The 23,752-nt window shown below is 62.4% G+C and carries 26 protein-coding genes and 1 pseudogene; 12 read left to right on the forward strand and 15 right to left on the reverse strand.

The window, feature by feature from the left end; all coding sequences use genetic code 11:
- Nucleotides 1–306: 306 nt before the first annotated feature.
- The 12 genes from AKL02_RS03325 to hutI form a co-directional block, all read right to left on the reverse strand.
- Nucleotides 307–852 carry an amino acid ABC transporter ATP-binding protein gene (locus AKL02_RS03325; RefSeq protein WP_269780188.1) on the reverse strand — a complete coding sequence of 182 codons (546 nt, stop codon included), beginning with the start codon at nt 850–852 and terminating at the stop codon, nt 307–309.
- Nucleotides 774–1,100 carry an ATP-binding cassette domain-containing protein gene (locus AKL02_RS21340; protein WP_269780189.1) on the reverse strand — a complete coding sequence of 109 codons (327 nt, stop codon included), beginning with the start codon at nt 1,098–1,100 and terminating at the stop codon, nt 774–776. The genes AKL02_RS03325 and AKL02_RS21340 overlap by 79 nt, the downstream gene beginning before the upstream one ends.
- 3 nt (nt 1,101–1,103) lie before the next feature.
- Nucleotides 1,104–1,763, reverse strand: coding sequence for an amino acid ABC transporter permease (locus tag AKL02_RS03330; RefSeq protein WP_232621707.1), 660 nt, complete (start codon nt 1,761–1,763; stop codon nt 1,104–1,106).
- Nucleotides 1,763–2,410: an amino acid ABC transporter permease gene (locus AKL02_RS03335; RefSeq protein ID WP_083080285.1), complete on the reverse strand. Its 648-nt coding sequence runs from the start codon at nt 2,408–2,410 to the stop codon at nt 1,763–1,765. The genes AKL02_RS03330 and AKL02_RS03335 overlap by 1 nt, the downstream gene beginning before the upstream one ends.
- 67 nt (nt 2,411–2,477) lie before the next feature.
- Nucleotides 2,478–3,290 (reverse strand): transporter substrate-binding domain-containing protein, encoded by an 813-nt coding sequence (locus AKL02_RS03340; RefSeq protein ID WP_083080282.1) that lies wholly within the window; start codon nt 3,288–3,290, stop codon nt 2,478–2,480.
- Between the two features lie 100 nt (nt 3,291–3,390).
- Entirely contained in the window at nt 3,391–3,939 is a 549-nt protein-coding gene (locus tag AKL02_RS03345; protein ID WP_083080279.1) for a HutD/Ves family protein, read from the reverse strand.
- On the reverse strand, nt 3,936–5,630 hold the full coding sequence (gene hutU, locus AKL02_RS03350) for a urocanate hydratase (RefSeq protein WP_083080294.1): 1,695 nt from the start codon (nt 5,628–5,630) through the stop codon (nt 3,936–3,938). Before hutU ends, AKL02_RS03345 begins: the two co-directional genes overlap by 4 nt.
- Nucleotides 5,631–5,652: 22 nt before the next feature.
- Nucleotides 5,653–6,795, reverse strand: coding sequence for an acyl-CoA dehydrogenase family protein (locus AKL02_RS03355; RefSeq protein WP_083080277.1), 1,143 nt, complete (start codon nt 6,793–6,795; stop codon nt 5,653–5,655).
- On the reverse strand, nt 6,792–7,985 hold the full coding sequence (locus tag AKL02_RS03360) for a CaiB/BaiF CoA transferase family protein (RefSeq protein ID WP_083080275.1): 1,194 nt from the start codon (nt 7,983–7,985) through the stop codon (nt 6,792–6,794). Before AKL02_RS03360 ends, AKL02_RS03355 begins: the two co-directional genes overlap by 4 nt.
- Nucleotides 7,982–8,791 (reverse strand): N-formylglutamate deformylase, encoded by an 810-nt coding sequence (gene hutG, locus AKL02_RS03365; RefSeq protein ID WP_083080272.1) that lies wholly within the window; start codon nt 8,789–8,791, stop codon nt 7,982–7,984. The genes AKL02_RS03360 and hutG overlap by 4 nt, the downstream gene beginning before the upstream one ends.
- Nucleotides 8,788–10,308: a histidine ammonia-lyase gene (gene hutH, locus AKL02_RS03370; protein ID WP_083080270.1), complete on the reverse strand. Its 1,521-nt coding sequence runs from the start codon at nt 10,306–10,308 to the stop codon at nt 8,788–8,790. Before hutH ends, hutG begins: the two co-directional genes overlap by 4 nt.
- Nucleotides 10,302–11,480, reverse strand: coding sequence for an imidazolonepropionase (gene hutI, locus AKL02_RS03375; protein ID WP_083080267.1), 1,179 nt, complete (start codon nt 11,478–11,480; stop codon nt 10,302–10,304). Before hutI ends, hutH begins: the two co-directional genes overlap by 7 nt.
- Before the next feature lie 72 nt (nt 11,481–11,552).
- Between hutI and AKL02_RS03380 the strand changes: the two genes are divergently transcribed.
- From AKL02_RS03380 to AKL02_RS03425, 10 genes are all read left to right on the forward strand, one after another.
- Nucleotides 11,553–12,923, forward strand: a complete 1,371-nt coding sequence (locus tag AKL02_RS03380) for a formimidoylglutamate deiminase (protein WP_083080265.1) — start codon at nt 11,553–11,555, stop codon at nt 12,921–12,923.
- Nucleotides 12,920–13,636, forward strand: a complete 717-nt coding sequence (locus AKL02_RS03385; RefSeq protein WP_083080262.1) for a histidine utilization transcriptional repressor HutC — start codon at nt 12,920–12,922, stop codon at nt 13,634–13,636. The genes AKL02_RS03380 and AKL02_RS03385 overlap by 4 nt, the downstream gene beginning before the upstream one ends.
- A gap of 224 nt (nt 13,637–13,860) precedes the next feature.
- The gene (locus AKL02_RS03390) at nt 13,861–14,379 is read left to right on the forward strand and encodes a lysozyme inhibitor LprI family protein (protein ID WP_083080259.1); all 519 of its coding nucleotides are present in this window, start codon (nt 13,861–13,863) and stop codon (nt 14,377–14,379) included.
- Between the two features lie 135 nt (nt 14,380–14,514).
- Complete coding sequence (locus AKL02_RS03395; protein ID WP_083080256.1) at nt 14,515–15,327, forward strand: Ivy family c-type lysozyme inhibitor; 813 nt, start codon at nt 14,515–14,517, stop codon at nt 15,325–15,327.
- 159 nt (nt 15,328–15,486) lie between these two features.
- Complete coding sequence (gene istA, locus AKL02_RS03400; protein WP_198453284.1) at nt 15,487–16,983, forward strand: IS21 family transposase; 1,497 nt, start codon at nt 15,487–15,489, stop codon at nt 16,981–16,983.
- Entirely contained in the window at nt 16,980–17,741 is a 762-nt protein-coding gene (gene istB, locus AKL02_RS03405; protein WP_078572607.1) for an IS21-like element helper ATPase IstB, read from the forward strand. Before istA ends, istB begins: the two co-directional genes overlap by 4 nt.
- A 379-nt stretch (nt 17,742–18,120) precedes the next feature.
- Nucleotides 18,121–18,480 (forward strand): hypothetical protein, encoded by a 360-nt coding sequence (locus tag AKL02_RS03410; RefSeq protein ID WP_083079848.1) that lies wholly within the window; start codon nt 18,121–18,123, stop codon nt 18,478–18,480.
- A gap of 18 nt (nt 18,481–18,498) precedes the next feature.
- Nucleotides 18,499–18,753, forward strand: a complete 255-nt coding sequence (locus AKL02_RS03415) for a ribbon-helix-helix domain-containing protein (protein WP_078523234.1) — start codon at nt 18,499–18,501, stop codon at nt 18,751–18,753.
- Between the two features lie 4 nt (nt 18,754–18,757).
- Nucleotides 18,758–19,075 (forward strand): type II toxin-antitoxin system RelE/ParE family toxin, encoded by a 318-nt coding sequence (locus tag AKL02_RS03420; protein ID WP_078523233.1) that lies wholly within the window; start codon nt 18,758–18,760, stop codon nt 19,073–19,075.
- A 274-nt stretch (nt 19,076–19,349) separates the two neighbouring features.
- Nucleotides 19,350–19,952, forward strand: a complete 603-nt coding sequence (locus AKL02_RS03425; protein WP_083079845.1) for a plasmid pRiA4b ORF-3 family protein — start codon at nt 19,350–19,352, stop codon at nt 19,950–19,952.
- Between the two features lie 60 nt (nt 19,953–20,012).
- Here the strand turns inward: AKL02_RS03425 and AKL02_RS03430 are convergent, their stop codons facing one another.
- The 3 genes from AKL02_RS03430 to AKL02_RS03440 form a co-directional block, all read right to left on the reverse strand.
- Complete coding sequence (locus AKL02_RS03430; RefSeq protein WP_083079843.1) at nt 20,013–20,294, reverse strand: type II toxin-antitoxin system RelE/ParE family toxin; 282 nt, start codon at nt 20,292–20,294, stop codon at nt 20,013–20,015.
- Complete coding sequence (locus tag AKL02_RS03435) at nt 20,291–20,575, reverse strand: CopG family ribbon-helix-helix protein (RefSeq protein WP_083079840.1); 285 nt, start codon at nt 20,573–20,575, stop codon at nt 20,291–20,293. Before AKL02_RS03435 ends, AKL02_RS03430 begins: the two co-directional genes overlap by 4 nt.
- Nucleotides 20,576–20,782: 207 nt before the next feature.
- Nucleotides 20,783–21,520 carry an RNA-guided endonuclease InsQ/TnpB family protein gene (locus AKL02_RS03440; protein WP_165757051.1) on the reverse strand — a complete coding sequence of 246 codons (738 nt, stop codon included), beginning with the start codon at nt 21,518–21,520 and terminating at the stop codon, nt 20,783–20,785.
- Nucleotides 21,521–21,816: 296 nt separating this feature from the next.
- Here AKL02_RS03440 and AKL02_RS21270 point away from each other — a divergent pair.
- Nucleotides 21,817–21,951, forward strand: a pseudogene (locus tag AKL02_RS21270) (GSU2403 family nucleotidyltransferase fold protein); the annotation flags it as partial.
- Between the two features lie 544 nt (nt 21,952–22,495).
- Nucleotides 22,496–23,743 (forward strand): plasmid recombination protein, encoded by a 1,248-nt coding sequence (locus AKL02_RS03450; protein ID WP_083079835.1) that lies wholly within the window; start codon nt 22,496–22,498, stop codon nt 23,741–23,743.
- Nucleotides 23,744–23,752 lie beyond the last annotated feature (9 nt).

Here is a 23,752-nt window from a genome sequence, read left to right on the forward strand (position 1 = left end):
GAGCACCCCCGTGCTGTTGAACGAGCACCTGCGGGCCCGGTGCCTAAAGTGCTCGATAATATGCATTTCGAGTTTGGTATGTCGTTGAACGAGCACCTGGGGCCTCACCCTGTCCTTATGGGCGCAACGGGCCTGCCTGTGATAGCGACGGACGATCGAGGCGCTCCACAAGCGCCTAACTCGCGCTGGCTAGGTCGGCGGCGGCCGCCCGCAGGAGCCTCGCCAAAATAGAAAAATGGGCTGCGTCTGGGGGAGACAGTTTGCGCGCCCCCGGACGAACGCAAACTTCGCCCCCGGTGAACCGACTCATAAATCCAGCGAGTTTCGTTCGCGGTAACCTTGCAGAAAGCTTGCGAGCCGCGGGTCGGAAGGGGCGTCGAATACCTCGCGGGGCGAACCTGATGCGACGATTTCTCCGCGTTCCATGAACACAACGCGGTCGGCGACATGCGCAGCAAAGCCCATCTCGTGGGTGACGACGACCATCGTCATGCCCTCGGCCGCAAGCTGCTTCATGACCGCGAGCACCTCGCCGACGAGCTCGGGATCGAGCGCGCTCGTGGGTTCGTCGAAGAGCATGATCCGCGGTTCCATCGCGATCGTCCGGGCGATCGCTACGCGCTGCTGCTGGCCGCCGGAGAGATGACTGGGATGGTTGCCTTCCTTATCGGACAAGCCGACTTTCTTCAGCGCTTCGCGGGCCCGCTCGCGGGCTTCGCTGCGGGACAGGCCGCGCACACGCTCCAGCCCCTCTGCCACGTTCTGAAGTGCGCTCATGTGCGGCCAGAGATTGAACTGCTGGAACACCATGCCGATGTCGCGTCGCATTTCTCGCAATTGCCGTGCGGCCATCTTTTGCCGCCCGGTGTTTCGTAACCGATCAGTTGATCGTCGATGCGCACTTCGCCGCTGTCGTATTCCTCCAGGAAGTTGATGCAGCGCAGAAGGGTGGATTTGCCAGAGCCCGATGGGCCGATGAGGCAGGTCACCTTGCCGGGCGGAATGTCGAGGCTGACCTCGCGCAGGGCCTGGAACGTGCCGTAGAACTTGGAGACGTTGCGCAGGTGGGCTGCGGCGGGGGCAGGGCTGGATTGGGTCATCGTTCAGCTCCGATCAAGCAGGTAATAGGTGAAACGGCGCTCCAGCCTCCGCCCGAGCCGCGAGATCAGCTCGACGAAGCCCCAGAAGAACAAAGCGAGGATCAGGATCGGGGTGAAGAAGGCGAAGGTCTCGCTCATCATCGTCTGGGTCTGGAACATGATTTCGGGCACGGTGATCATGGAAAGGATCACCGTTTCCTTGGTGAGAATGATCGCGAAGTTCACCATGGGGGGCAGGGCGGAGACCATCATGATCGGCACCATGATGCGGCGCACGATCGTCATGTTCGCAAAGCCAATGGCGCGGGCGGCTTCGATCTGTCCTTTCGGGACGGCATCGAAACCGGCGCGCAGGATCTCGGTGAAATAGGCGCTGCCGTAGATCGTCAGCCCGAGGATCCCGGCTGGCATGGCGTCGAGGCGCAAGCCGAGCAAGGGGCCACCGTAATAGAGCACGAAGATCTGCACGAGGAACGGGGTGCCACGGATGAATTCCACGTAAGCACGGATCGGATAGCCAAGTAAGCTGGGACCGAAGCGCCGCACGATCTCAATCACGAAGCCTAGGGCGAGGCCGAAAACCGTGCCGAGTGTCCAGCTTAGCAAGGTGATGCCGAAGCCGGTCAACAGGTCCGGGCCGTAATGTTGGAGCATCTCGAACATCAGAGAGTGAGCCTCCGTTCCAAGGCGCGACCGGCCTGCGCGATCACGAGGTTGATCGCAAGATAGATGAAGGCGGCGGCAAGGTAGATTTCGAGCGGGCGATAAGTCGCTGCAGCGACCGACTGGCTCATCCGGGTGATCTCGACGATACCAACCACGGTCACCAGCGAACTGGCTTTCACCAGCAGGATCAGTTCGTTGACGATGGATGGCAACCCGATCTTGAGCGCTTGCGGCAGGAGGATGCGGATCCAGATGTTGCGTGGGCTCATACCGATCGCCAGAGCAGCCTCGGCTTGGCCTTTCGGGATCGCGTTGAGCGAACCGCGCAGCACCTCCGAAAGATAGGCGGCGGCGCAGAGGCCCACGGTCAGGACAGCAGCGACCAGTGCCGGCACATTCAACCCGATCACCGGAAGAAGGTAATAGGCGACGAGCAATTGAATGAGCAGCGGCACCCCACGAAAGAAACTCACGTAAATCGCGGCGGCCCGCCTGAGGCCCGGTCGTGCCGACAGGGCGGCAGCACAGATCACCGCACCGAGTATCAGCCCCTCAAGGCACCCCAGAACCGAGATCAGGAGTGTATTGCGCGCGGCCCACAGAAGGACCGGGAAGTTGTCGATGATCACCTGGAAGGAGAACATGGCCTGCCCCGTGAATGCGAGAAAGGGAAGGACGGGCCGATGCGTGACCGGCCCGTCATAGAGGCGATTACAATTCGGGCATGGTTTCGGGCAAGTCGGTCGCGGCGCCGAACCATTTTTCCTGCAACGTCTTCATGCGGCCATCGGCCTCGATCTTCTTGATTGCGTCATTGACGGCGGCGACCAGGCTGTCGCCTTCCCCCTTGCGCGCGACGTAACCGAAATAGGTCGGCGTGCCGAAAGGCGGGTTGACCACGGCGAAGTCATCGGGCCGCGTCTTGGCGAGATAGTTGAGCAGCGGGGCGGAGCCCGCGACCGCGTCGAGGCGCCCGGTCATCAGGTCGGCATATGCCTCGTCGGTGGTGCCGTAGCCTTTGATGGTGATGCCGCCGATCTTGTCACTATAGGTTTCGAGCTGTTTCTCCTGCGCGGTGCCTTTTTGAACGCCCACGGTCATGCCCTTGGCGTCGGCCGGTTTCGTCATCTCGCCGCCCTTGCGTTGCACGAAGGCGACCGTCGCATCCGCAATGGGCAGAGTGAAGCTGTAGCGTTTTGCTCGTTCGGACGTCATCGTGACGGGCGCGAGCACGAAATCGAACTTCTTCACTTCGAGGCCGGGGAGGATCGAGGTCCAGGGCAGGTCCTCGTAGACGGGCTTGACGCCGAGCTCCTTGGCGATCTCGTCGAACAGGTCGCGGTCGAAGCCTACATATTCGCCTTGATCGAGCATGTCGAAGGGGGCGTAGTGCATTTCGGTCGCAGCCACGATCTTGCCGGCCGACTTGATATCGGCCAGATCGTCAGCCATCGCCCCCGTTGCGGTGAGGGCAATCGTGCTCAGACCGAACAGCGCGGATTTCAGCGTGGTGGAAAAGGTCATTGTCTTCTCTCCTGTTGGCGGGGCTTTCTGTCTCCGGCGCCGTGCCCCTTGTGGCACCGGACTGTTGGCCCCGGTGCCGACCCGCGTCGGCGCTGGGGAGTTAATCGTGTCGTCGCAACGTAAGCGCATAGATCGGTCCATCGGCGGACAGACCCGCGAGATCGTCGTTTTCGGCGAGGAGAACCGCGCCCGGCTTCAGTTTGAGGTCACCGAGGCGAGCTGGGGCTTCGCGAACAAACAGAGCGAAGGTGTGCTGGGGCGTGGGGTGGCCGGCATCAAGCAGTTCGACCCGGTGCGAAAAAGAGCCACGCCGTGTCATGATGTTGAGATCGATTACGGGCTCGTCGCTCACGCGCGCATCTACAGCGGCTTCGCCGGGAAAGGCGAGGGGGGCGGAGCACGCATCGAGACGAACAAAACCGCCTTGCGAAAACCGCAGCTCCATGGCCCCGCCAGAGAGCACTGTAAGCGTCCTGTCGATCCCCTCGAACCGCGAAAATGGCCCGTCGCGCGCCACTTCGGCCATGCTCAGGCGCCACAGCATACCCTCGAAACCCGCGCCCTCGGGAAAGGTCGCAAGCTCCCAAGTGCGACCGCCGCCATTTTTCCATGGCTGTGCTGTCGCTTCGCTGCGGCTCAGCAGTTTCATTTTAGGATCCCGGGAAGGTCGAGACCATGCTCGACCGCGCAGTCCTGCGCGATCTCGTAGCCCGCATCCGCGTGGCGCATCACCCCGGTGGCCGGATCGTTCCAAAGCACCCGCTCGATCCGGCGATCGGCCTCTTCGGTGCCGTCACAGCAGATCACCATTCCGGCATGCTGCGAAAAGCCCATGCCGACGCCGCCGCCGTGATGCAGCGAGACCCAGGTCGCGCCCGATGCGGTGTTGAGTAGTGCGTTGAGCAGCGGCCAGTCCGAAACTGCATCCGAGCCGTCCTTCATCGCTTCGGTCTCGCGATTGGGCGAAGCAACCGAGCCGCTGTCGAGGTGATCGCGACCGATCACCACCGGAGCCTTGAGTTCACCGTTGCGCACCATCTCGTTGATCGCGAGGCCCGCCTTGTGTCGTTCGCCGAGGCCGATCCACATGATCCGCGCAGGAAGCCCCTGGAAGTCGATCCGCTCGCGCGCCATGTCAAGCCAGCGATGAAGGTGTTCGTTTTCAGGGAACAGCTCTTTCATCCGCGCGTCGGTCTTGTAGATATCCTCCGGATCGCCAGACAGTGCAGCCCAGCGGAATGGACCGACCCCGCGGCAGAATAGCGGGCGGATATAGGCAGGCACGAAACCGGGGAAAGCGAAGGCATTCTCCAGCCCTTCCTCCTGCGCGACCTGGCGGATGTTATTGCCGTAATCGAGCGTCGGCACGCCCGCGTTCCAGAACCCGACCATCGCTGCCACGTGCTCGCGCATCGAGGCGCGGGCGGCGGTCGAGACCTTCGCGGGATCGCTCTCTTGGGTCGCACGCCATTGCGCCACTGACCAGCCTTTCGGCAGGTAGCCGTGATAGGGGTCGTGGGCCGAGGTCTGGTCGGTCACGATGTCTGGACGCCCGTTCGGCAGATCCTCGCTCGCTTGCATCCGGCGCAGGATCTCGGGGAAGATCTCGGCAGCGTTCCCGATCAGAGCGACCGATTTCGCTTCGCCTGCGGTGGTCCAGCGCGCGATCATCGCAAGCGCTTCGTCAAGCGAATGGGTCTTCTCGTCGCAATATCTGGTGCGGATGCGGAAGTCGGCGCGGCTCTCGTCGCATTCGACCGCAAGGCAACAAGCGCCCGCCATGACAGCGGCGAGCGGCTGCGCGCCTCCCATGCCGCCGAGCCCACCGGTCAGGATCCACTTGCCGCGCAGATCCCCATCGTAATGCTGGCGCCCCGCTTCGGCGAAAGTTTCGTAGGTGCCCTGAACGATGCCTTGCGCGCCGATATAGATCCACGACCCGGCTGTCATCTGGCCATACATTGCCAGACCCTTCTTATCGAGTTCGTTGAAATGGTCCCAATTGGCCCAGTGCGGCACGAGATTGGAGTTAGCGATCAACACGCGTGGTGCGTCCGTGTGGGTCCTGAAGACCCCGACTGGCTTGCCCGATTGCACGAGAAGCGTTTGATCCGCTTCGAGCTTTCGCAACGAGTCGCAGATCAGGTCGAAATCCTCCCAGGTGCGTGCGGCGCGGCCGATCCCGCCATAGACCACCAACTCGTGCGGCTTTTCGGCGACGTCCGGGTGCAAGTTGTTCATCAGCATCCGCAGTGGTGCCTCGGTCAGCCAACTCTTGGCGGTGATCTCGGTCCCGGTGGCGGGGTAGATGTCGCGCATGTTGTGACGTGGGTTGTTCATCATTTCGGTCCTTCTTGGCAGGTCAGGCGAGCATCCGGCCCGCGATGATGTTGCGTTGAATTTCGGAGGAGCCCTCGTATATGCGCATGATGCGCAGGTCGCGGAGCTGCCGCTCGAGCGGGAAATCTCGTGTGAACCCGTAGCCGCCGTGGATCTGCAAGGCTTGATCGGTGATGCGCCCTGCGGCTTCGGACGCGAAGAGTTTGGCCTTCGAGGCTGCGGTGGTGAACCGCTCTCCGGCCTGTCGCTGGCGCGCGGCCTCATGGCCCAGAAGTTCGGCGGCCGACAATTCGATCGCCATGTCGGCGAGCATCCACTGGATGCCCTGCCGGTTCGAGAGCGCCTCGCCCCCGATGACGCGTGCGCGGGCCCAATCGCGGGCGGCGGCCAATGCGGAGCGCGCGATCCCGACAGCCATCGCCGCCACCTCGGTGCGCCCGTTGTCGAGCACTTTCATCGCGGTGCGAAAGCCGGTGCCCTCCTCGCCGAGACGGTTTGCATCGGGCACCATGACATCGACATCGAGTTCCCAGACATGGCCGCCCCGCAGACCCATTGTCTGTTCGACTCGGCCCGGAACGAGGCCGGGTGTGCCCTTCTCAACGACGAAGGCCGAGATGCCCCGGTGACCTGCCTGTGGATCGGTCACGCAGTAGAGGATAATGAAATCGGCGACACCGCCATTCGAGATGAAGCACTTTTTGCCCTTGATGTGCCATTCGTCGCCCTGACGCACTGCGCGGCTGCGCATGTCGGCGGGATCGGACCCCGCATTGGGTTCGGTCAGGCCGAACGCGCCGAGCATCTTCCCCTCGGCCGCGGCAGGCAGAAAGCGCGCGCGTAACGCATCATCGCCCCCGAGCAACAGGCTGTCGGTCGCAAGGAAATGCGCCGTCAGCGCCGAGACGGTGGAGCCGCAGCCGCCCGCGATCGTCGCGACCGCCTCGAAGAGCGCATGGGCCGAGATTTCGGCCCCGCCCCAGCGTTCGGGCAGATTGGCTCCCATCATTCCGGTCTCCGACAGCGCAGCGAGCTGATCATGGACAAAGGTTCCGGTTCGATCGGTCTCGCCCGCACGTGGGACAAGCTCGTCGCGGGCGAAGCGCTCCAGCATGTCGAGGAACTGTCGCTCTTCCGCGCTCAAAAGGTGGTCAAAGGCTCTCATCGGCTTGCTTCCTTTACGACGCCGGCCGCGATCAGTCGGGAAATCTGGGCGGCGCTCAGGCCGGCTTCCTGCAGGATCTTCCGGGTCTCTCCTCCAAGCGCAGGCGCTCCAGTCTCAGCGAGTGGCGCTGCGCCTTCGAACCGGATGGGTTGGCCCACGACCGGGCTTTCCCCGAGCGAATGGTGCGGTAGCTGGCGCACGAGAGCGCGCGCATGCGCATGGTGCGAAGCCAGCTGTTGGGCGAGGGTCATGATCGGTGCGCTGGGCACCTGCGCCTCGGCGAGTGCCGCAACAACCTTCTCGGTGGGGTGACGGGTGGTCCAGCCTTCGATCACCGCGCGTAGAGCTGGCTCGTTTTGCGTGCGCTTCTCATCGGTGAGGAAGCGGGGGTCCTCTGCAGTATCAGGAGCGCCGATCAACTGGCAGAGCGCGGTGAATTGGCGACCGCTCAGGGCCGCAATGATCGCGAGGCCATCCCGCGTGCGATAGGTCCCGAACGGCGTGGAGAGGGGGTGACGATTCCCGACCCGCTCCACAGGGCGGTTTGCATAGAGATGCACCGCATGGCTGGTCGGCAGCATCGCGACGAGACTATCGAGCATCGCGACGTCGAGCGATGCGCCGCGCCCGGTTTTCTCCTTCCCGACGAGCGCGGCAAGGATCGCTATCACCGCGTAGAGCCCGGCCGCGATGTCGCCCAAGGCCTCGCCGACCTTCAACGGTCCACCGGCCTCTTCGCCGGTCGCATCCATCCAGCCCGACATCGCCTGCACTACGAGGTCATAGGCGGGCAGGCGGGAGGCCGGGCTGTCCTGTCCGAAGCCCGAGATCGCGCAATATACGAGGCCGGGATTGTCCTTGCGCAACTCCGCCGGATCGAGGCCCAACCGAGCGGCCACACCGGGGCGGAAATTCTCCACCACGACATCGCATTGCCCGGCCAACTGGCGCGCAAGCTCTTGTCCCGCTTCCGCTCTCAAATCGATCACGATCGAACTCTTGCCGCGGTTCGTCAGCGCAAAGAGCGCGGATTCCCCGTCGCGAAACGGGCCGATATGTCGGTAGTCGTCCCCTCGCGGCGGTTCGATCTTGATTACTTGCGCCCCGAGATCCGCCAGTAAGGCGGTCGCGAACGGGCCCGAGAGGACACGGGTCAGGTCAAGGATTCGAAGCCCTTCGAGCGGTTTCATGCGACAAGCTCCGGGGCGAGCATTTCGAGCGCGCGCAGTATCTCGCCCAAGTGGGGACGCAGACGCTCGGCTTTCTCGGCGCTGATATCCCAAGGCGGGGCTTCCGCGGCGAGGTGGGTCGATTGGGCCAGTTCCATCTGGATGGCGTGGACACCGCTTTCAGGCTGACCGTAGTTACGTGTTGTCCAGCCGCCACGGAACCGGCCATTGATGACATGGCTGAACCCATTTGCGCGCGCGCATATCTCCGCCGCTACGGTCTCGATGCGCGGATCGCAGCTGGTGCCATTCGCGGTGCCGATATTGAAATCGGGAAGCTTTCCGTCGAACAGGAAAGGGATGTGCGAGCGGATCGAGTGGCAATCATAGAAGACCACCACGCCATGGCGCGCGCGGACCCGTTCAATCTGAGTGCGCAGTGCGGCGTGATAGGGCGCGTGGAACTCTGCGAGCCGACGGCTGATCTCCTCAGCGGCGGGCTCTGTCGTCCAGATCGGCGCGCCATCGAAATCAGTCAGCGGAACGAGCCCGGTCGTGTTCTGCCCGGGATAGAGGCTTTCGTTTTCGGGGCCGCGGTTCGCGTCGATCACATAGCGGTGGAAGGTCGCACGCACCGAGGTCGCGCCCGGCAGAAGCCCTGCATAGAGCTCGTGGATATTCCAGTCGGTATCCGCCAGTGCGCGGCCGCGTTCATTGAGCGCCTCTCGCATGTCCGCAGGAACCCACGTCCCGGTATGGGGAAGCCCGAGGATGACGGGGCTATCTCCCTCGATGATTTCGACGGGATCAGGGGCGATCGAACTCATACTGCGACTCCCAGTCCGGCGGCGGTGACGAGCGTCGAGTCTTCTACCAGCTTTCGGGCCTTTTCGAGATCAGGCGCGAGGTAGCGATCGGCGCCCATCGTTTCGACATGGCGCCGTAAGACCTCGATTGTTCGCGCGAGCGAGGCGGATGTCGCCAAGGGCGTGCGGAACTCGATGCCCTGCGCGCCGCACAGTGCCTCCACTCCGAGTATCACCGCGAGGTTGCGCGTCATCAGTCCCAAGCGCCGTGCGCCATGGGCCGCCATGCTGACATGGTCCTCCTGGTTGGCGCTGGTTGGTGTGCTGTCTACCGAACATGGGGCGGCGAGATGCTTGTTCTCGCTCATCAGGGCTGCAGTGGTCACCTCGGCGATCATCAAGCCGCTGTTGAGCCCCGCTTGTGGTGTGAGAAAGGGCGGCAGCCCGAAACTGAGCGCGGGATCGACCATCAGCGCGATGCGACGCTGCGCAATCGCGCCAATCTCGGCAACGGCCAGGGCGATCTGATCCGCAGCGAAAGCTACGGGCTCGGCGTGGAAGTTCCCCCCCGACACGATCGTGCCATCGGAGAGCACGAGGGGGTTGTCGGTCACCGCGTTGGCCTCGGTAACCAGGGTCTGGCCGGCGAATCGCAACAGGTCGAGTGCCGCGCCGGTCACCTGAGGCTGGCAGCGGATGCAGTAGGGATCCTGCACCCGGTCGTCCCCCTCACGATGGCTCTCGCGAATCTCGCTGCCGTCGAGCAGTTCGCGCATCGCCTTCGCGACTTCGATCTGGCCCGCATGACCGCGGAGGCTGTGAATTTCGGCCCGTGTGGGTGCTGTCGACCCCATGATCGCATCCGTCGACATCGCGCCGGTCACGATGGCCGTGCGCAGGCAGGTCATCGCGCTGAACAGACCCACAAGCGCAAGCGCGGTTGAGAATTGCGTCCCGTTGATGAGCGCGAGCCCTTCCTTTGCGCCGAGCATAACAGGGGAGAGACCCGCAGCGGCGAGCGCGTCCACACCGGACTGTCGCTGGCCTTCGAACACGGCTTCCCCTTCGCCGATCATGACAGCGGCCATATGTGCGAGCGGCGCAAGGTCGCCCGAGGCGCCGACGCTACCTTGTTCGGGCACGACCGGCGTGACGCCGTGCTCCAGCATCCCCTCGATTAGAGCGATGATTTCCGGACGAACCCCCGAGGCGCCGCGTCCAAGGCTGAGTAACTTGAGCGCCATCATCAGACGTGTCGTCTCCACCGGCAGGGGATCGCCGACGCCGCAACAGTGAGACAGGATCAGGTTGCGTTGGAGGGTTGCGGTGTCATCGGACGCGATGCGCACCGAGGACAGCTTGCCGAAGCCGGTATTTACCCCGTAGACGGCGTCCTCCCCCTTGGCCGCCGAGGCGATCCGTGCAGCTGAGGTCGCGATCGCGCTTGCTGTGCTGGGATCGAGCCGCGCGGCCGCGCTGGTGCGCCAGAGGTTTTCGAGTTGCTCGAGGGTGACCTCGCCCGGCATCAGTGTCAGCATTTGCGGCCTCCAAAGTAGCGGCAGTGAAGGGGGTTGAAGCCGATCCGATATGTCAGCTCGGCGGGATCGGTGACGTCCCAGATCGCGAGGTCTGCCCGCATACCGACGCCGAGCCGTCCGCAATCCTCAAGGCCGAGTGCCTGCGCGGCATGGCAAGTGACCCCGTCAAGGCATTCGGTCGGCGTCATGCGAAAGAGCGTGGCTCCCATGTTCATGGTCAAAAGGAGCGACGTGAGCGGCGATGTCCCGGGGTTGCTGTCGGTGGCGAGCGCCATAGCGGCGCCTGCTGCACGGAACTCGGCGATCGGCGGCATTCTGGTCTCGCGCAGTGTGTAGAAGGCCCCGGGCAGAAGCACGGCGACGCTACCCGCGCGCGCCAGCGCTTCGGCGTCCTCCGCGGTCGCATATTCCACGTGATCGGCAGAGAGCCCACCGCGCGCGGCGACGAGTTGGCTGCCACCCTGGTGGCTGAGCTGTTCCGCATGAAGCTTAACCGGGAGGCCCAGTTCCCGCGCGACGTCGAAGACCCGCGCCATCTGCTCGGCAGAAAAGGCAATCGACTCGCAGAACCCGTCGACCGCATCGACAAGTCCCTCGGCATGGGCGGCCCGTAGACCTGCGATGACCACTTCATCGAGATATACTTCCGCGCGCCCGGCATACTCCGGAGGCAAAGCGTGTGCTGCGAGCCAGGTCGTCATGATGCGGACGGGACGCTCCTTTTCGAGCCGACGCGCCGCCCGCAGCATCTTGATCTCGTCTTCAACGCTCAGCCCATAGCCTGACTTGATTTCGACCGCCGCCACGCCCTCTGCCAGCAGCGCATCGAGACGGGGCAGGGCGGAGGCGACCAGATCGTCCTCGCTCGCGGTGCGTGTCGCATTGACTGTGGAAAGGATGCCACCGCCGCTGCGGGCGATTTCCTCGTAGCTCACACCTTCCAGGCGTTGCTCGAATTCGCGCCCTCGACTGCCGCCATAGACGAGATGGGTATGGCAATCGATCAGGGCCGGGGTGACCAGCCGCCCGGCGAGGTCCTGGCCGTCTGCTGAGCCTTCCCCGATCTCGGCGATGCGCCCGTCTTTAAGACGCAACCACCCTGAGAAGACACGGTTCTCTGTCGCTCCGTCGCAGGGGGCCAGTGTTGCATTGGTGAGGGTGATCTCTGTCATGAACTCGATTCGTGCTTGATTTGCGGTTAATATGTCTGCACATAAAAAACCTGTCAACACGGAGGGGCAACCATGCAGACGATCTGGGCGCATAGGGCGCTGGTGGCGAATTCCTGGGCGGAACGGGTAAGAATTGACCTCGATGAGGACGGTCGCATCGGCGCGATCGCACCGGGAGCGACCTGCCCCGAGGGGGCGAAGAGGGTTGAAATCCTGCTACCTGCTCCGGCCAACCTGCATAGCCACGCGTTTCAACGTGCAATGGCGGGCCTCTCCGAACGGCGCGGCGAAGATCCGCATGACAGCTTCTGGACCTGGCGGCGGCTGATGTATCGGTTCCTCGACCGCCTCACTCCAGAGGACGTTCAGGCGATCGCGGCTTTCGTTCAGATGGAGATGCTCGAGGCCGGTTACGCGACCAATGTCGAGTTTCACTACCTGCATCACGCTCCGGGTGGTCGGCCCTATGAAGATCTGGCCGAGATGGCCGGACGGATCGTGGCGGCGGCGGCCCAGACCGGGATCGGGCTGACGCTTTTGCCAGTGCTCTATACCTATGGCGGGCTCGATGGGCGCGCGCTTGTCTCGGGGCAGGACCGCTTCGGCAACGATCCCGAGCGCTTCGCGCGTCTGGTCGAGGGGGCGCGTCGCCATGTTGCAGAGCTTGGTGCAGATAGCGGACTGGGGATCGCTCCGCACAGCCTGCGCGCGGTGGACAAGAGCGGACTCGAGGCGGCGGTCTCGCTTGCAGGCGATGCACCGATCCATATTCATCTGGCCGAGCAACAGGCCGAGGTTAAGGAAGTCAGGGCCACGACAGGTGCCCGGCCCGTTGAATGGCTGCTTGAGAATGCCCCGGTCGACCGCCGGTGGTGCCTGATCCATGCAACCCAGATGCAGCCCGCAGAAACCGAGGCGCTCGCTGCGACGGGCGCAGTGGCCGGTCTCTGTCCGATCACCGAGTCGAGCCTCGGAGACGGAATTTTCGACGGCGTGCGCTGGCGAGCCGCAGGTGGGGTGTTCGGTGTCGGGTCGGATAGCAATATTCGGATTTCGCTCACCGAGGAATTGCGCACGCTCGAATATTCCCAGCGTTTGCGCGATCATTCGCGTGCCGCGCTTGCCGATCCGGACCGCTCGACTGGGCGCGTCCTTTTTCAGGGGGCGGTCGAGGGAGGTGCGCAGGCGGCAGGACGCGCCAGCGGAGCCATCGCGACGGGGCTTTGGGCCGATCTTCTCGCGCTTGACGACCTTGGGCCAGACGGTCAAGGGAGGCTCGGCGACGTCCTGCTCGATACCTGGATTTTCGCGCGTGATGATCGCGCGGTGCGCGATGTATGGTCCGCGGGGCGTCATGTGGTGCAGGACGGGCGTCACGTTCAACGCGATGCGATCGCGCGGGCTTACGGGCGTGTGTCGAAGCGGTTGGGGTATGAGGTATGACGGTGACGAGAGAGGATGGGGCTGACAATTCGATCAGCTGGCAGTCGATCCGCGACGAGATGATGGCGCGGATCCGCGCGCAGCTCTATGCGCCCGGCGAATTGATCCCCAATGAGGTGGATCTCGCTGCAGAATTCGGCTGCGCGCGGGCCACGGTGAACCGCGCGCTGCGCGATCTCGCGACATCGGGTTTTCTCGACCGGCGCCGAAAGGCTGGCACCCGGGTGCGCGAAGCACCGCGCCGCAAGGCCACGCTCACGATCCCGCTGACCCATGTCGAGGTCGAAGCCAGCGGGGCGCGCTACGCATACCGCTTGCTGGAGCGCAAGATCGAGGCTCCGCCGCCGCTGGTGCGCGAGAAGTTGAGGCTGTCGGGACGCGAGCGCCTGCTCCACGTCAGCAGCCTTCATCTGGCCGATGATGTGCCGCACATGTTCGAAAATCGCTGGATCGTGCTCGATACCGTGCCCGAGATCGAGGACGTGGACTTGTCCAAGACCAGCCCGAATGTCTGGCTCGTGCGGCAGGCACCTTATACTCACGGCACGATGGAATTTCTGGCAGAAGCCGCCGGGGCGGCTGCAAAACATCTTGTCTGCGCGCCCGACGATCCGGTTCTCACGATGCTCCGGGTGACCTGGCTCGATGCGCAACCGATTACCTATGCGCGGCAATCCTTCTCGCCGTCCCATCGGATGCGTCTGGAGCTGTGAAAGGGGGCGGATCAAACGTCCACTTGTCTTTAATCGCGACTGGGTGAACAGCCGGTGGCTGGTTAGAGGTCACGGCGTGGCTGCGACCGGCGCAAGCGAGAACATTTGTGCCGTTTGCGCTAAGGGAGATGGATGGTCGAGCGACGTGAATATTTGATCGTCGAGTCAACAATTCGCCATATTCATCGGGCAGCAATGGCACATCTTTCAGAAAGGAATTTCAGATGAAACCGTTTGCCGCGACCGTGCTTGTCGTCTGTTGCGTTCCTGCGCTGAGCTGGGCCTCGCAATCTGTAGACCATATTCACATTAGGAAGTGTGTTTCCCAAGCGGAGGATCAAGTCGAGGTCTGCGCCAGAAAGCAGGTTCTCGGCTGCATGGATACGCTTGAGAATGAGGGTAAGGCTGCCGTCGAATATCGCAGCTGCAGTCGCGCGGCGTTTAATCAGGCCGATTCCATGCTCAATGAAGTCTATGCAGTTGGCATCAGTAACGTGAAGGCTGCTGATATGCAGCGAGAAGCTACCAACGCGAATTACTCCGGGCTCGAAGCCCTCTTGCGAAAGTCACAACGCGCTTGGATCGAGGTCCGCGACAATACCTGCGAGTTGGGGGTTCGCTACGACGCGACCGGGAGTGGTGCAGAGATGCAGATGTTATTGTGCCAGACAGAGCTTACGATGCGCAGAATTGTCGCGCTTGAACAGCAGATTGGGCACTCCTATCCGAAGATCGCGCGGTAATCAGCCATTCGCCCCGATGCGTCAAAATTCTGGTCCGTCACAGGTTTTCCCTAAAAGGATTGTGGGCCCTGCATAAGCAAGACGAGAAGCCAGTATTTGAGGCGTAACCTTGCTAATATCGAGGATAAATAAACCATGAAATCGATTTCCATTCTGTTCGCTGCCGTGCTGCTGTCACAGGCGCTATCGCCAGTGACGGCCTCTGCGGGAGAAGAGATGAACTCTCCATCCGGCATCGTGCGTATTGTCGGAGGGGAGCTGGAGATGAAATCCGTAGAGGTTGGGGGGAAGCGCTTTCCCCTCGGAGATTTCCATGGCGACCTCATCGAGAAAGTCGGAAGTCTGGTGCTCGTCAGTGTGGCCAGCGGTGGGGTTGCGTGCCCTACAAACTATGCCTGGCTCGATACGACGCCCGGTCATCTTCGGTTGACAGACACTTTCGGAACTTGTTCCGAAATTTATGAGCTCAGCCATGACGCGGAGACCGTAACGCTTACCATGCCGTCGATGGACCCTAGTGAAGGGCAGGTGGCCTTCATCTTTGACGGTCAAAGCGTCGTCCGTAAGGTCTTAGGGCTGAAGAGCTCAAAGGTGGCGCGGAATTCAGCTGGAAACGCTGATGCGTGGATCGGCGAAAGTCCCTACGAATACCTGACCGCAGCAGAAATGGAACCAACTCTGCTGCGGGAAATGACGTGGTCACAGCTTGATATGCTACGCCGATACATGACCGTGGGCTTGCAGCAGATGACAGTGGAAGGCAATTGGATCGTGGGATCGGGCTGCCTTCCGCAGGTCTGTGCTGGAAACCATGCGGCCATCGCACTTTATCGCTCTACCGGCCAGCTTGTCGCAGCGATCAAAAGGGATGGTCACGAACCCGTCTTGATCGGAGAGCCGCCTGAAGCTCTCCCGAATACGATCCGGGCCATCATGGTGGCGCATTAAACTTCTCGCGCGCAAACCCGGCCTTGGGGCCGACTGCATTTCGGTGTTTGGTGAGAACGGCGGCGCAATAGTCGGCCACGGTAGCGGCGGGATGATCCGGCTGCGGGCGGCGTAAAAGTCGGCCACTTTTGCCCTTTCTGGCGACGGGAGGGCGGGAGGATTTTCACCGTGGACTTGTATCGCAAGGTTCGACTTGCCTGCGCCGAGGGGATGAGCCAGCGCGAGGCGGCGCGTCACTTCGGGATTTCACGCGACAGCGTGCAGAAGATGTTGGCGTATTCGGTTCCGCCGGGCTACCGGCGCAAGGCGCCGATCAAGCGCCCGAAGCTGGATGGTTTTACCGAGATCATCAACGCCTGGCTGGAAGAGGACCGCGGCGTGCCGCGCAAACAGCGGCACACCGCCAAGCGGGTGTTCGAGCGGCTCCGGGACGAACACGGTTTCACCGGCGGCTACACGATCGTGAAGGATTACATTCGTGAGCATGACCGGCGCGGTCGCGAGATGTTCGTGCCGCTGGCCCATGCGCCCGGGCATGCCCAGGCCGACTTTGGCGAAGCGATGGTCATCATTGATGGTGTCGAGCAGAAGGCGCATTTCTTCGCCTTCGACCTGCCACATAGCGATGCCTGCTATATCCGGGCCTATCCGGCTGCGACCTCCGAGGCCTGGGTCGACGGGCATGTTCACGCCTTCGGCTTCTTCGGTCGGGTGCCGGTGTCGGTGCTCTACGACAACGACAGGTGCCTGGTGGCACAGATCCTGCCGGATGGCACCCGCAAGCGGGCCAGGCTGTTCAGCGGGTTCCTGTCACATTACCTGCTCCGTGACCGCTATGGCCGTCCCGGCAAAGGGAACGACAAAGGCAGCGTCGAGGGGCTGGTGGGCTATGCCCGGCGCAACTTCATGGTGCCGGTGCCGCGCTTCCCCTCCTGGGAGGCCTTCAACGCCTGGCTGGAAGAACAATGCCGCAAGCGTCAGGGCGATGTTCTGCGCGGCCATACCGAGACGATCGGCACGCGCCTTGACCGGGATCTCGAGGTGATGTCGGCGCTGCCGCCAGCCCCTTTCGATGCCTGCGATCAGGCGAGCGGGCGGGTCACCTCGCAGGCGCTGGTGCGTTACAAGACCAACGACTATTCCGTGCCGATCGCCTACGGCCACCGCGATGTCTGGCTGCGCGGCTATGTCGACGAGGTGGCGATCGGCTGCGGCGGCGATCTGATCGCGCGCCATCCGCGCAGCTATGAGCGCGAGGATGTCGTCTTCGACCCGCTCCACTACCTTCCGCTGATCGAGAAGAAGATCAATGCCCTGGACCAGGCCGCGCCGCTGACAGGCTGGGAGCTGCCGCCCGAGTTCGCAACCCTGCGCCGCCTGATGGAAGCACGCATGCTCAAAGCGGGGCGGCGTGAGTTCGTCCAGGTCCTGCGGCTGCTGGAGGCCTTCGAGCTCGACGATGTGCAAGCCGCCGTGAAGACGGCCCTGCGCATGGGAGCCATCGGCTTCGACGCCGTCAAGCATCTCGTGCTGTGTCAGGTCGAGAAGCGACCGCCGAAGCTCGACCTCGACGTCTATCCCTACCTGCCGCGGGCCGAGGTCGGAAAGACCTCGGCGGCCAGCTACATGTGCCTGATCTCGGAGGAGGCCCGATGACCGACGCGCCCGACCTGCTGCTCGCCCATCATCTGAAGACGCTCAAGCTGCCGACCTTCCTGAGGGAATACGACAAGCTCGCGCGCCAGTGCGCCGCGGAGGGGCAGGACCACGTTCGCTTCCTGGCGCGCCTGGTGGAACTCGAACTGATCGACCGCGAACGGCGGATGGTCGAGCGCCGCATCAAGGCGGCGAAGTTCCCGGCGACCAAAAGCCTCGACAGCTTCGACTTCAAGGCGATCCCCAAGCTCAACAAGATGCAGGTGCTGGAACTCGCCCGCGGGGAATGGATCGAGCGGCGCGAGAATGTCATTGCCCTCGGCCCGAGCGGCACCGGCAAGACCCATGTCGCCTTGGGCCTTGGACTGGCCGCCTGCCAGAAGGGCCTTTCCGTCGGCTTCACCACCGCCGCCGCATTGGTCCACGAGCTGATGGAGGCCCGCGACGAGCGCCGCTTGCTACGCCTGCAAAAACAGATGGTCGGATACAAGCTCCTGATCATCGACGAGCTGGGCTTCGTGCCTCTGAGCAAGACCGGCGCCGAGCTGCTCTTCGAACTGATCTCGCAGCGCTACGAGCGGGGCGCCACCATGATCACCAGCAATCTGCCCTTCGACGAATGGACCGAAACCTTCGGCTCCGAGCGCCTGACCGGCGCTCTGCTCGACCGGCTCACCCACCATGTCCACATCCTCGAGATGAACGGCGACAGCTATCGGCTTGCCCAAAGCCGCGCCCGAAACAGCGCCAACACCTGATCACATCGTTCAGGTTTGGCCCGCTGGGCCAAAGCGCCCCGGCAGCCGCCAGCTATCTGAAAAGCGCAGCTGCCGGGGCGCGAAGCGTTCCCTTCGCTTCAATCCCATGCCCTCTCTGGCGGCAGACTTTTGCTCCGCCCCGTGGCCGGTTTTTGCTCCGCCGTTGACAGCGGCGCAAGTCCGCAAACGGCGCCCCGACGCGAAAACGCTTGAAGGCAAGCGCCAATCGCTTCACATTTTTTGCTTCGTCAACTTCAAATAGTTCGGCGCAGTGATCAGCTGTCCGAGCGGCGAGCAGTTGGGGGTATGGCCATCTGGCCGAAGGCGCGCGGCAAAACCTGACAGCGATCGTGCGTTCGGCGGCGAAGAAGCATCCACGATGATCGAACTTTCCGGTAGGGTCGGTGCGACGCTCCTTGCGGTCGATATATTCGAACGCCGCTGCGATTTCCGCGCTGGTATAGGCGAACATTGTTGCCAAGACCGCGAATTCGTGACGCGGGCCCGAGGTGGGGAGGATGTCGAGCATGATGTTGTCCTTTCCTTGGTTGATGACCTCAGTCTAGGCGAGGAGGCCGAAAATCTGGCCTTGGAAAAGCTCGAAAATCCCGCGGTTTGGTCGAATTATGTGGACAACTCGGGCAGTCACCTCGGAAAGCCTCGTAATCAACGCGAACAACAGGGTCGCACAGCCCACCCTTGTTTTGTCGTCGATTTTGGTTATTTTGAATACGGGTAATGTGAGAGGTGCTGAGCCATGTCCCGAACGACTACGTTGACCGTCCGCCTCGGTGGGGCGCTGAGTGACTTTGTCTCGGCGAATGTGGGTGATGACGGGTCCTATGAGAATGTCAGCGAATACATCCGCGACTTGATCCGGCGCGACAAGGAGAGGGCGGAGCAGGAGGCCTTCAGCCTCCTGAAAGCCGAGTTGACCCATGCCTTCGCAGCCCCAGAAGACACGTATCAACCGCTGAGCGCAGCCGAGGTAATCGCACGGAACCGGAGCTGATCCGGTGGCCGAAATCCGTATTCAGGACGGGGCGTCCCACCGCCTCGATGTCATTTACCGCTACACCCGTGACAGGTGGGGAGAGGATCAGGCCGCGAACTACATCACTGGCCTGTTCGCAGCCTTCGACAAGATCGCGGCACATGGTGTCGCGTCGAAACCGATCCCAGCCGAGTTCGGTGTTGATGGGTTCTTCTTTCGATACGAGCATCATTTCGTCTACTGGCGATATCTCTCGAACGGGGACATCGGGATCGTGACGATCCTGCATGAGCGCATGCATCAGTCTGACCGTTTCCGGGATGATTTTGGCTCTGCCTGATCGGTCTCCGCCCCCTGAGGGCAGAACCGCGAGTGAAGCAATGCTTCGACTATGCGGGGCCTCAGAGACACGGGAAGCTCTCAGCTTCTCTGCCGCTCGACGAACTGTCTCGGCCTGGACAGGTTCTTGCTCGTCTCGGCAAAAGATGAACAACATCGATCCGCAGGCATGACTGTCCGATGTGCTCGCCCGTCTGCCGGATATGCCGGTGTCGCTTTGCATGACTTGCTGCCAGGAATTGGAACGCCGCAACAGAATTGAAAAGGATTGCTGCATGACGCTGGTCGCGCGCCTCAAGGTGACATTATCTGACGTCGAGCCTCAGGTGCTTCGACGCTTCGATGTGCCACTGAAGATCAAGCTGAACCGCCTGCACGATGTTATCCAGTCCGCCATGGGATGGACTGATAGCCACCTCTATGAGTTCAGGGCTGGCGGCGTCGGCTGGGGCGTGCCAGATCCAGATGGTTTTTACGAGGGCCCCATGCCGGCCAGTAAGACCAGCCTACTTGATGTGCTCGAAGATGTGGGAACCAAGACCATCCATTACATCTACGATTTTGGCGACAACTGGCATCACGTGATCAAGGTCGAGAAAATCGATGATGCCGTCCCGGGTGCCGCATATCCGCGTCTTGTCAGAGCCATAGGGGCTTGCCCGCCGGAAGATATCGGCGGCTCTCCCGGTTACGCGGACTTCCTGGACGCCATCGCCGATCCGCAACACGAAGCCCACGCAGACATGTTGGAATGGCATGGCGCAAAGTTCGATCCTGATGAGGCAGATATCGGCCGTATCCTCGACAACTTCGAACGCCTCGCCCGGAAATGGGCACCAAAGCCTCGGAAACCCAAAGCTTCTACCAGGCGTATCTGATCGAGTGAACGCCCGCAGTCTTCGCCGAATGCCTACCTTGTATTTCCTGCCGGTATCCTCTCAGTAATCCGTCCCCTGCCTGTTATCCCAAAGGCGGAGAATTTCGATCTGAGTGGGCATGACGCGATATATCAGCGAGAACGGTGTCCGAGGAAGCGAGAGTTCTCGCACAGCGCGCCCTGAAACGCTGGGATGTCCCGCATAAGGATTGGCGGCCAGCGTCTGCTGGATGGCTTTCAGGCTCGCGCGGGCCTTGGAGCTACCTTCCGGAAAAACCGATTGATAGTGATAGCGAAACCATTGGATGTCCTGGGCCGCCTCTTCAACAAAGACGATCTTCATGCGTCGTCAGGCGTGATGTCCGGTTTCGGGGCAGGGGACTCATGGCCTGTGTCCCATGAATCGATCCAGGCGTTCATCGCTTCGGCGGAAATGAAAGCGTCCTCTTCGGCACGCGCCAAAGCGTTGTCTATGGCGGTCCGCTTTGCAGCCTTGGCGTCCAGCATGGATCGAATGGCGCGCACTGCGAGCTGGGCAGGCGAACGATCTTCGATTTCCGCTTCGCGTTCGAGAGATTGTCTTAGCTCGTCGTCCAGACGGATGGAGTATGGCGAGGTGCCCATGATTTGCTCTTACGATTGAGACGTCATACATCGTAATACATCTCTCATGGAAAGCAAGATTTGATCAGATAGGCGCTCGAAAGTGGGTTCAATGCGTGATGACGGCGAACGAATAGGGCTTTTCGCTTGAGTGACCTAATGTCTCGAAAAACCTTCGAGCAGATGAACCTCCCCCACCAATCCCGTAGGTTGGAAAGGAGTTTCGGATCAGGCAGCTGCCTGATCCCCGACCGTCCCGGCCGGATTGATCGTTTCCGTGTCCCGCCGCTTCCGGCTCTCCTCGAGCCCCCAGTTCAGCAGGACGCGGGCCGCGGCCTCGTCTCTTCCGAGACGACAGCCACAGTCGCAATCATGATGGCGCTCCGCGAGCGTCTTCTTCCGCACGGCACCGCAGTCCAGGCAGCGCTGTGACGGCTTCAGCTCTCGCGTCTTCGGCTCAAGGAACTCCGCACCAGCTTCTTCCGCTTTGTATCGGAGCATGTTCAAAAACCCGGCCGGAGCCGTGTCCAGGATCGATCCGTTCAGGCCCGCCTTTTGGGCCACATTCCGGCCCGGCGCCTCCGCGGTGCCCCGGGCTGAAGCGGTCATGTTGCGCACAGCCAGCGCCTCGGTCGCGATCAGGCGATGCCGCCCGGCGATCCGCGCGCTCGCCTTGTGCAGGAAGTCCTTTCGGCGCGCGGCGATCTTCGCATGACGACGCGCCAGAGCGCGGCGGTGTGCCCGCAGCGCCCGTCGGGAGATCTTCCGCGCCCGGGCCGCGACCGAGAGCCGGCGCTGCTCAGCCTTAAGGTCCTCGGCTTCGAGAGCCCAGTGGCGCGGGTTCGGCAGTGCCTCGAAGGCACCGTCTTCATGCGCGAGCGTGACGAAGGTCGATACGCCCCAGTCGAGCCCCGCAGTCGCTGACAGCTTGACGCGGGGCCAGGGGAGCCATGCTTTCCTACACAAAGTAATATAATGTGTAGGAATGCCTGATGGAGCATCTCCCGGTCCCGATCCAGACTGCGTATCATGAGCTGATGCAGAGGTTCCGGGCCCGGCCACCCCTCTCCGTCCCTGGGTCCATCATGCGGATCGAGAAGTCCGGTCGGGGCTATTGGGTGTCGAGGCGCCGCATCGGGGACCGGGTCGTGGAGAAAACGATTGGCCCTGAAACGCCGGAGGTCCTGGCGACCGTCGCGGCCGCGCGCGCCGAGCGGGAGGTCTGCGACGGTTGGCGAAAGAAGAACGCGACCCTGGTCTCGATGCTGAGGGCCGCCGGGCTCCTCTCGCTCGACGTTAACACCGGAAAGGTCCTCTCTTCCTTGTCTCGGGTCGGATTCTTCGAGATCGGCGGGATCCTCGGGGGGACGAACGCGTTCCGCCTCTACCCCGCCCTTCTTGGGGTCGCCGCCCCCGCATCGGAGATGGTCTTCACCGGTGACGTAGACATGCTCGCGCCCTCGCATATCCCGCGTCCACGAACTTCGGCGCGACCTCGGTCGGCACCCTTTCGATCCGGCGCTTCCTGCGCCCGGTCTGCTACCAGAACATCCCCGAGGGCGTGCTGCCCGCGGACCTTGCGTGAGTTTCGTCGGCTTTCGTTTCAGGCAGAACGATGAACAGCCTGAAGTGGTCGCTTAAGCTACACGCTCTTGAGGATGTTGCTGCGTTTGGCAGGCCTTCGATTTTTGGTCGGGCGAAGTCCTTCCCGGGGGGGGGGCGAGCTATGGTGCCCCCCGCGTGCCGCCTTTTTTGAGCATAAGCCGACGCTGCCGCGCCGGCTCGCAATCCAGCCGTTCAAGAAAGCTAGCTACAGTCTGTCATATAGCTAGTTTTTCCCGACAGACCCCCGGCGACGTTTTTCGCACCGGTCTCCTGCCCGTTTTTTTCAGGTCACCAACTTATCCTCGGAGGAGAGCCAAGGAAGAGAAGAGGTGATCCATGAGCTATCAGTTTGTCCATATCGAATGTTATTCGGCCGCCCCGCGCAAAGTGAAGGGGGCGCTCGACCAGGTGAACACGGCCGAGCAGGTCTTTGGCGAGGCGATGCGGGTGCCGCGCTATTCGCGTCATGTCGACGAGCCAAAGGCTCCCACCAAGCTTGACGGGACGACGACGCTCGAAGAGCTCGAAGTGCTCTGGACCGAGAAGGTGGAGACGATCCGTGAGACCGTGAAAAGTGCGAAAGGCACGAGCTATCAGCGTCGGCTGCGCCGCGATGCGGCGACGCTTTATGCGGAAATCCATTCGCATCCGATGACCGCCGCGGCCTTAAGGGACGACTGGGAGCGCCATAAACGAGAGATTCTCAGCTGGGCGGAAAGGGTGCTCACGCATTTCGAAGCGCGTATGCCGCCGGGCGTGGAGTGGGTGGCGGTGCTGCATGTCGACGAGGCGCAGGTCCATCTCCACATTCTCGCAGTCAATGCCGAAGACCCGAAACTTGATGCAAACAAACTACATGCGGGCAAGCGCGCAGCCGCGGAGGTGCGCGCCTCCCGCGAGATCCCCTCAGCCATCGTCTCTCTCCCGCGCCCTGCTCTCAGGCCGCTTCCGCCGAGACCGCGCAAACGGGCTCTCGGCAAACGACCGAAGACCATCGCGCGCAACAAGGAGCATAATGCCGCGCGTCTCGAGGCTTGGCGCTCGGACTGTCGCACCGTGCGCGCCGACAATGCCGCGGCACTTGCAAGGTGGGAGGACGCGAACCGCGCTCATCTGAAGGCGGCTCGAAAACTGCGGGGTGAGGTTCCGGAAATGGTCGCCTACCGTGCGGCCATGCGTCAGTTCCAGGACGACTACTACGCGGCGGTCGGAGAGCACTGCGGGCTCTTGCGTGACGGGCCGCGAAAAGCGCGGCTAACGACGAAACAACATGCCGCGCGCAAGGCGATCGCGGAGCAGATGCGAGTGCAGTCTGCGGAGCTCGACCGAAGAACTCTCGAGTTTGCGCAAAAGCAAGCCGCCCTGCGTGAGGTCATCGCAGCACTTGCCGAAGGCCGTGCTGAAATCTTCAGAGGGGACATCGTGATGGAAGATATGCCTGCCTCCCTCAAGGAACTCGGTGAGAAGAAGGAGGATTGGATGATCCAAGCTGTTCTCGATCTCCTAGTGCGTGCAGGGGAGGTCGGGGTTGGTGCGCTGCAGCTGTCGCGCGATGACGAGATTGATGGGCTTGGATTAGGTTAGGTCTGGTGG

The organism is Thioclava electrotropha (assembly GCF_002085925.2).
Taxonomy (GTDB): domain Bacteria; phylum Pseudomonadota; class Alphaproteobacteria; order Rhodobacterales; family Rhodobacteraceae; genus Thioclava; species Thioclava electrotropha.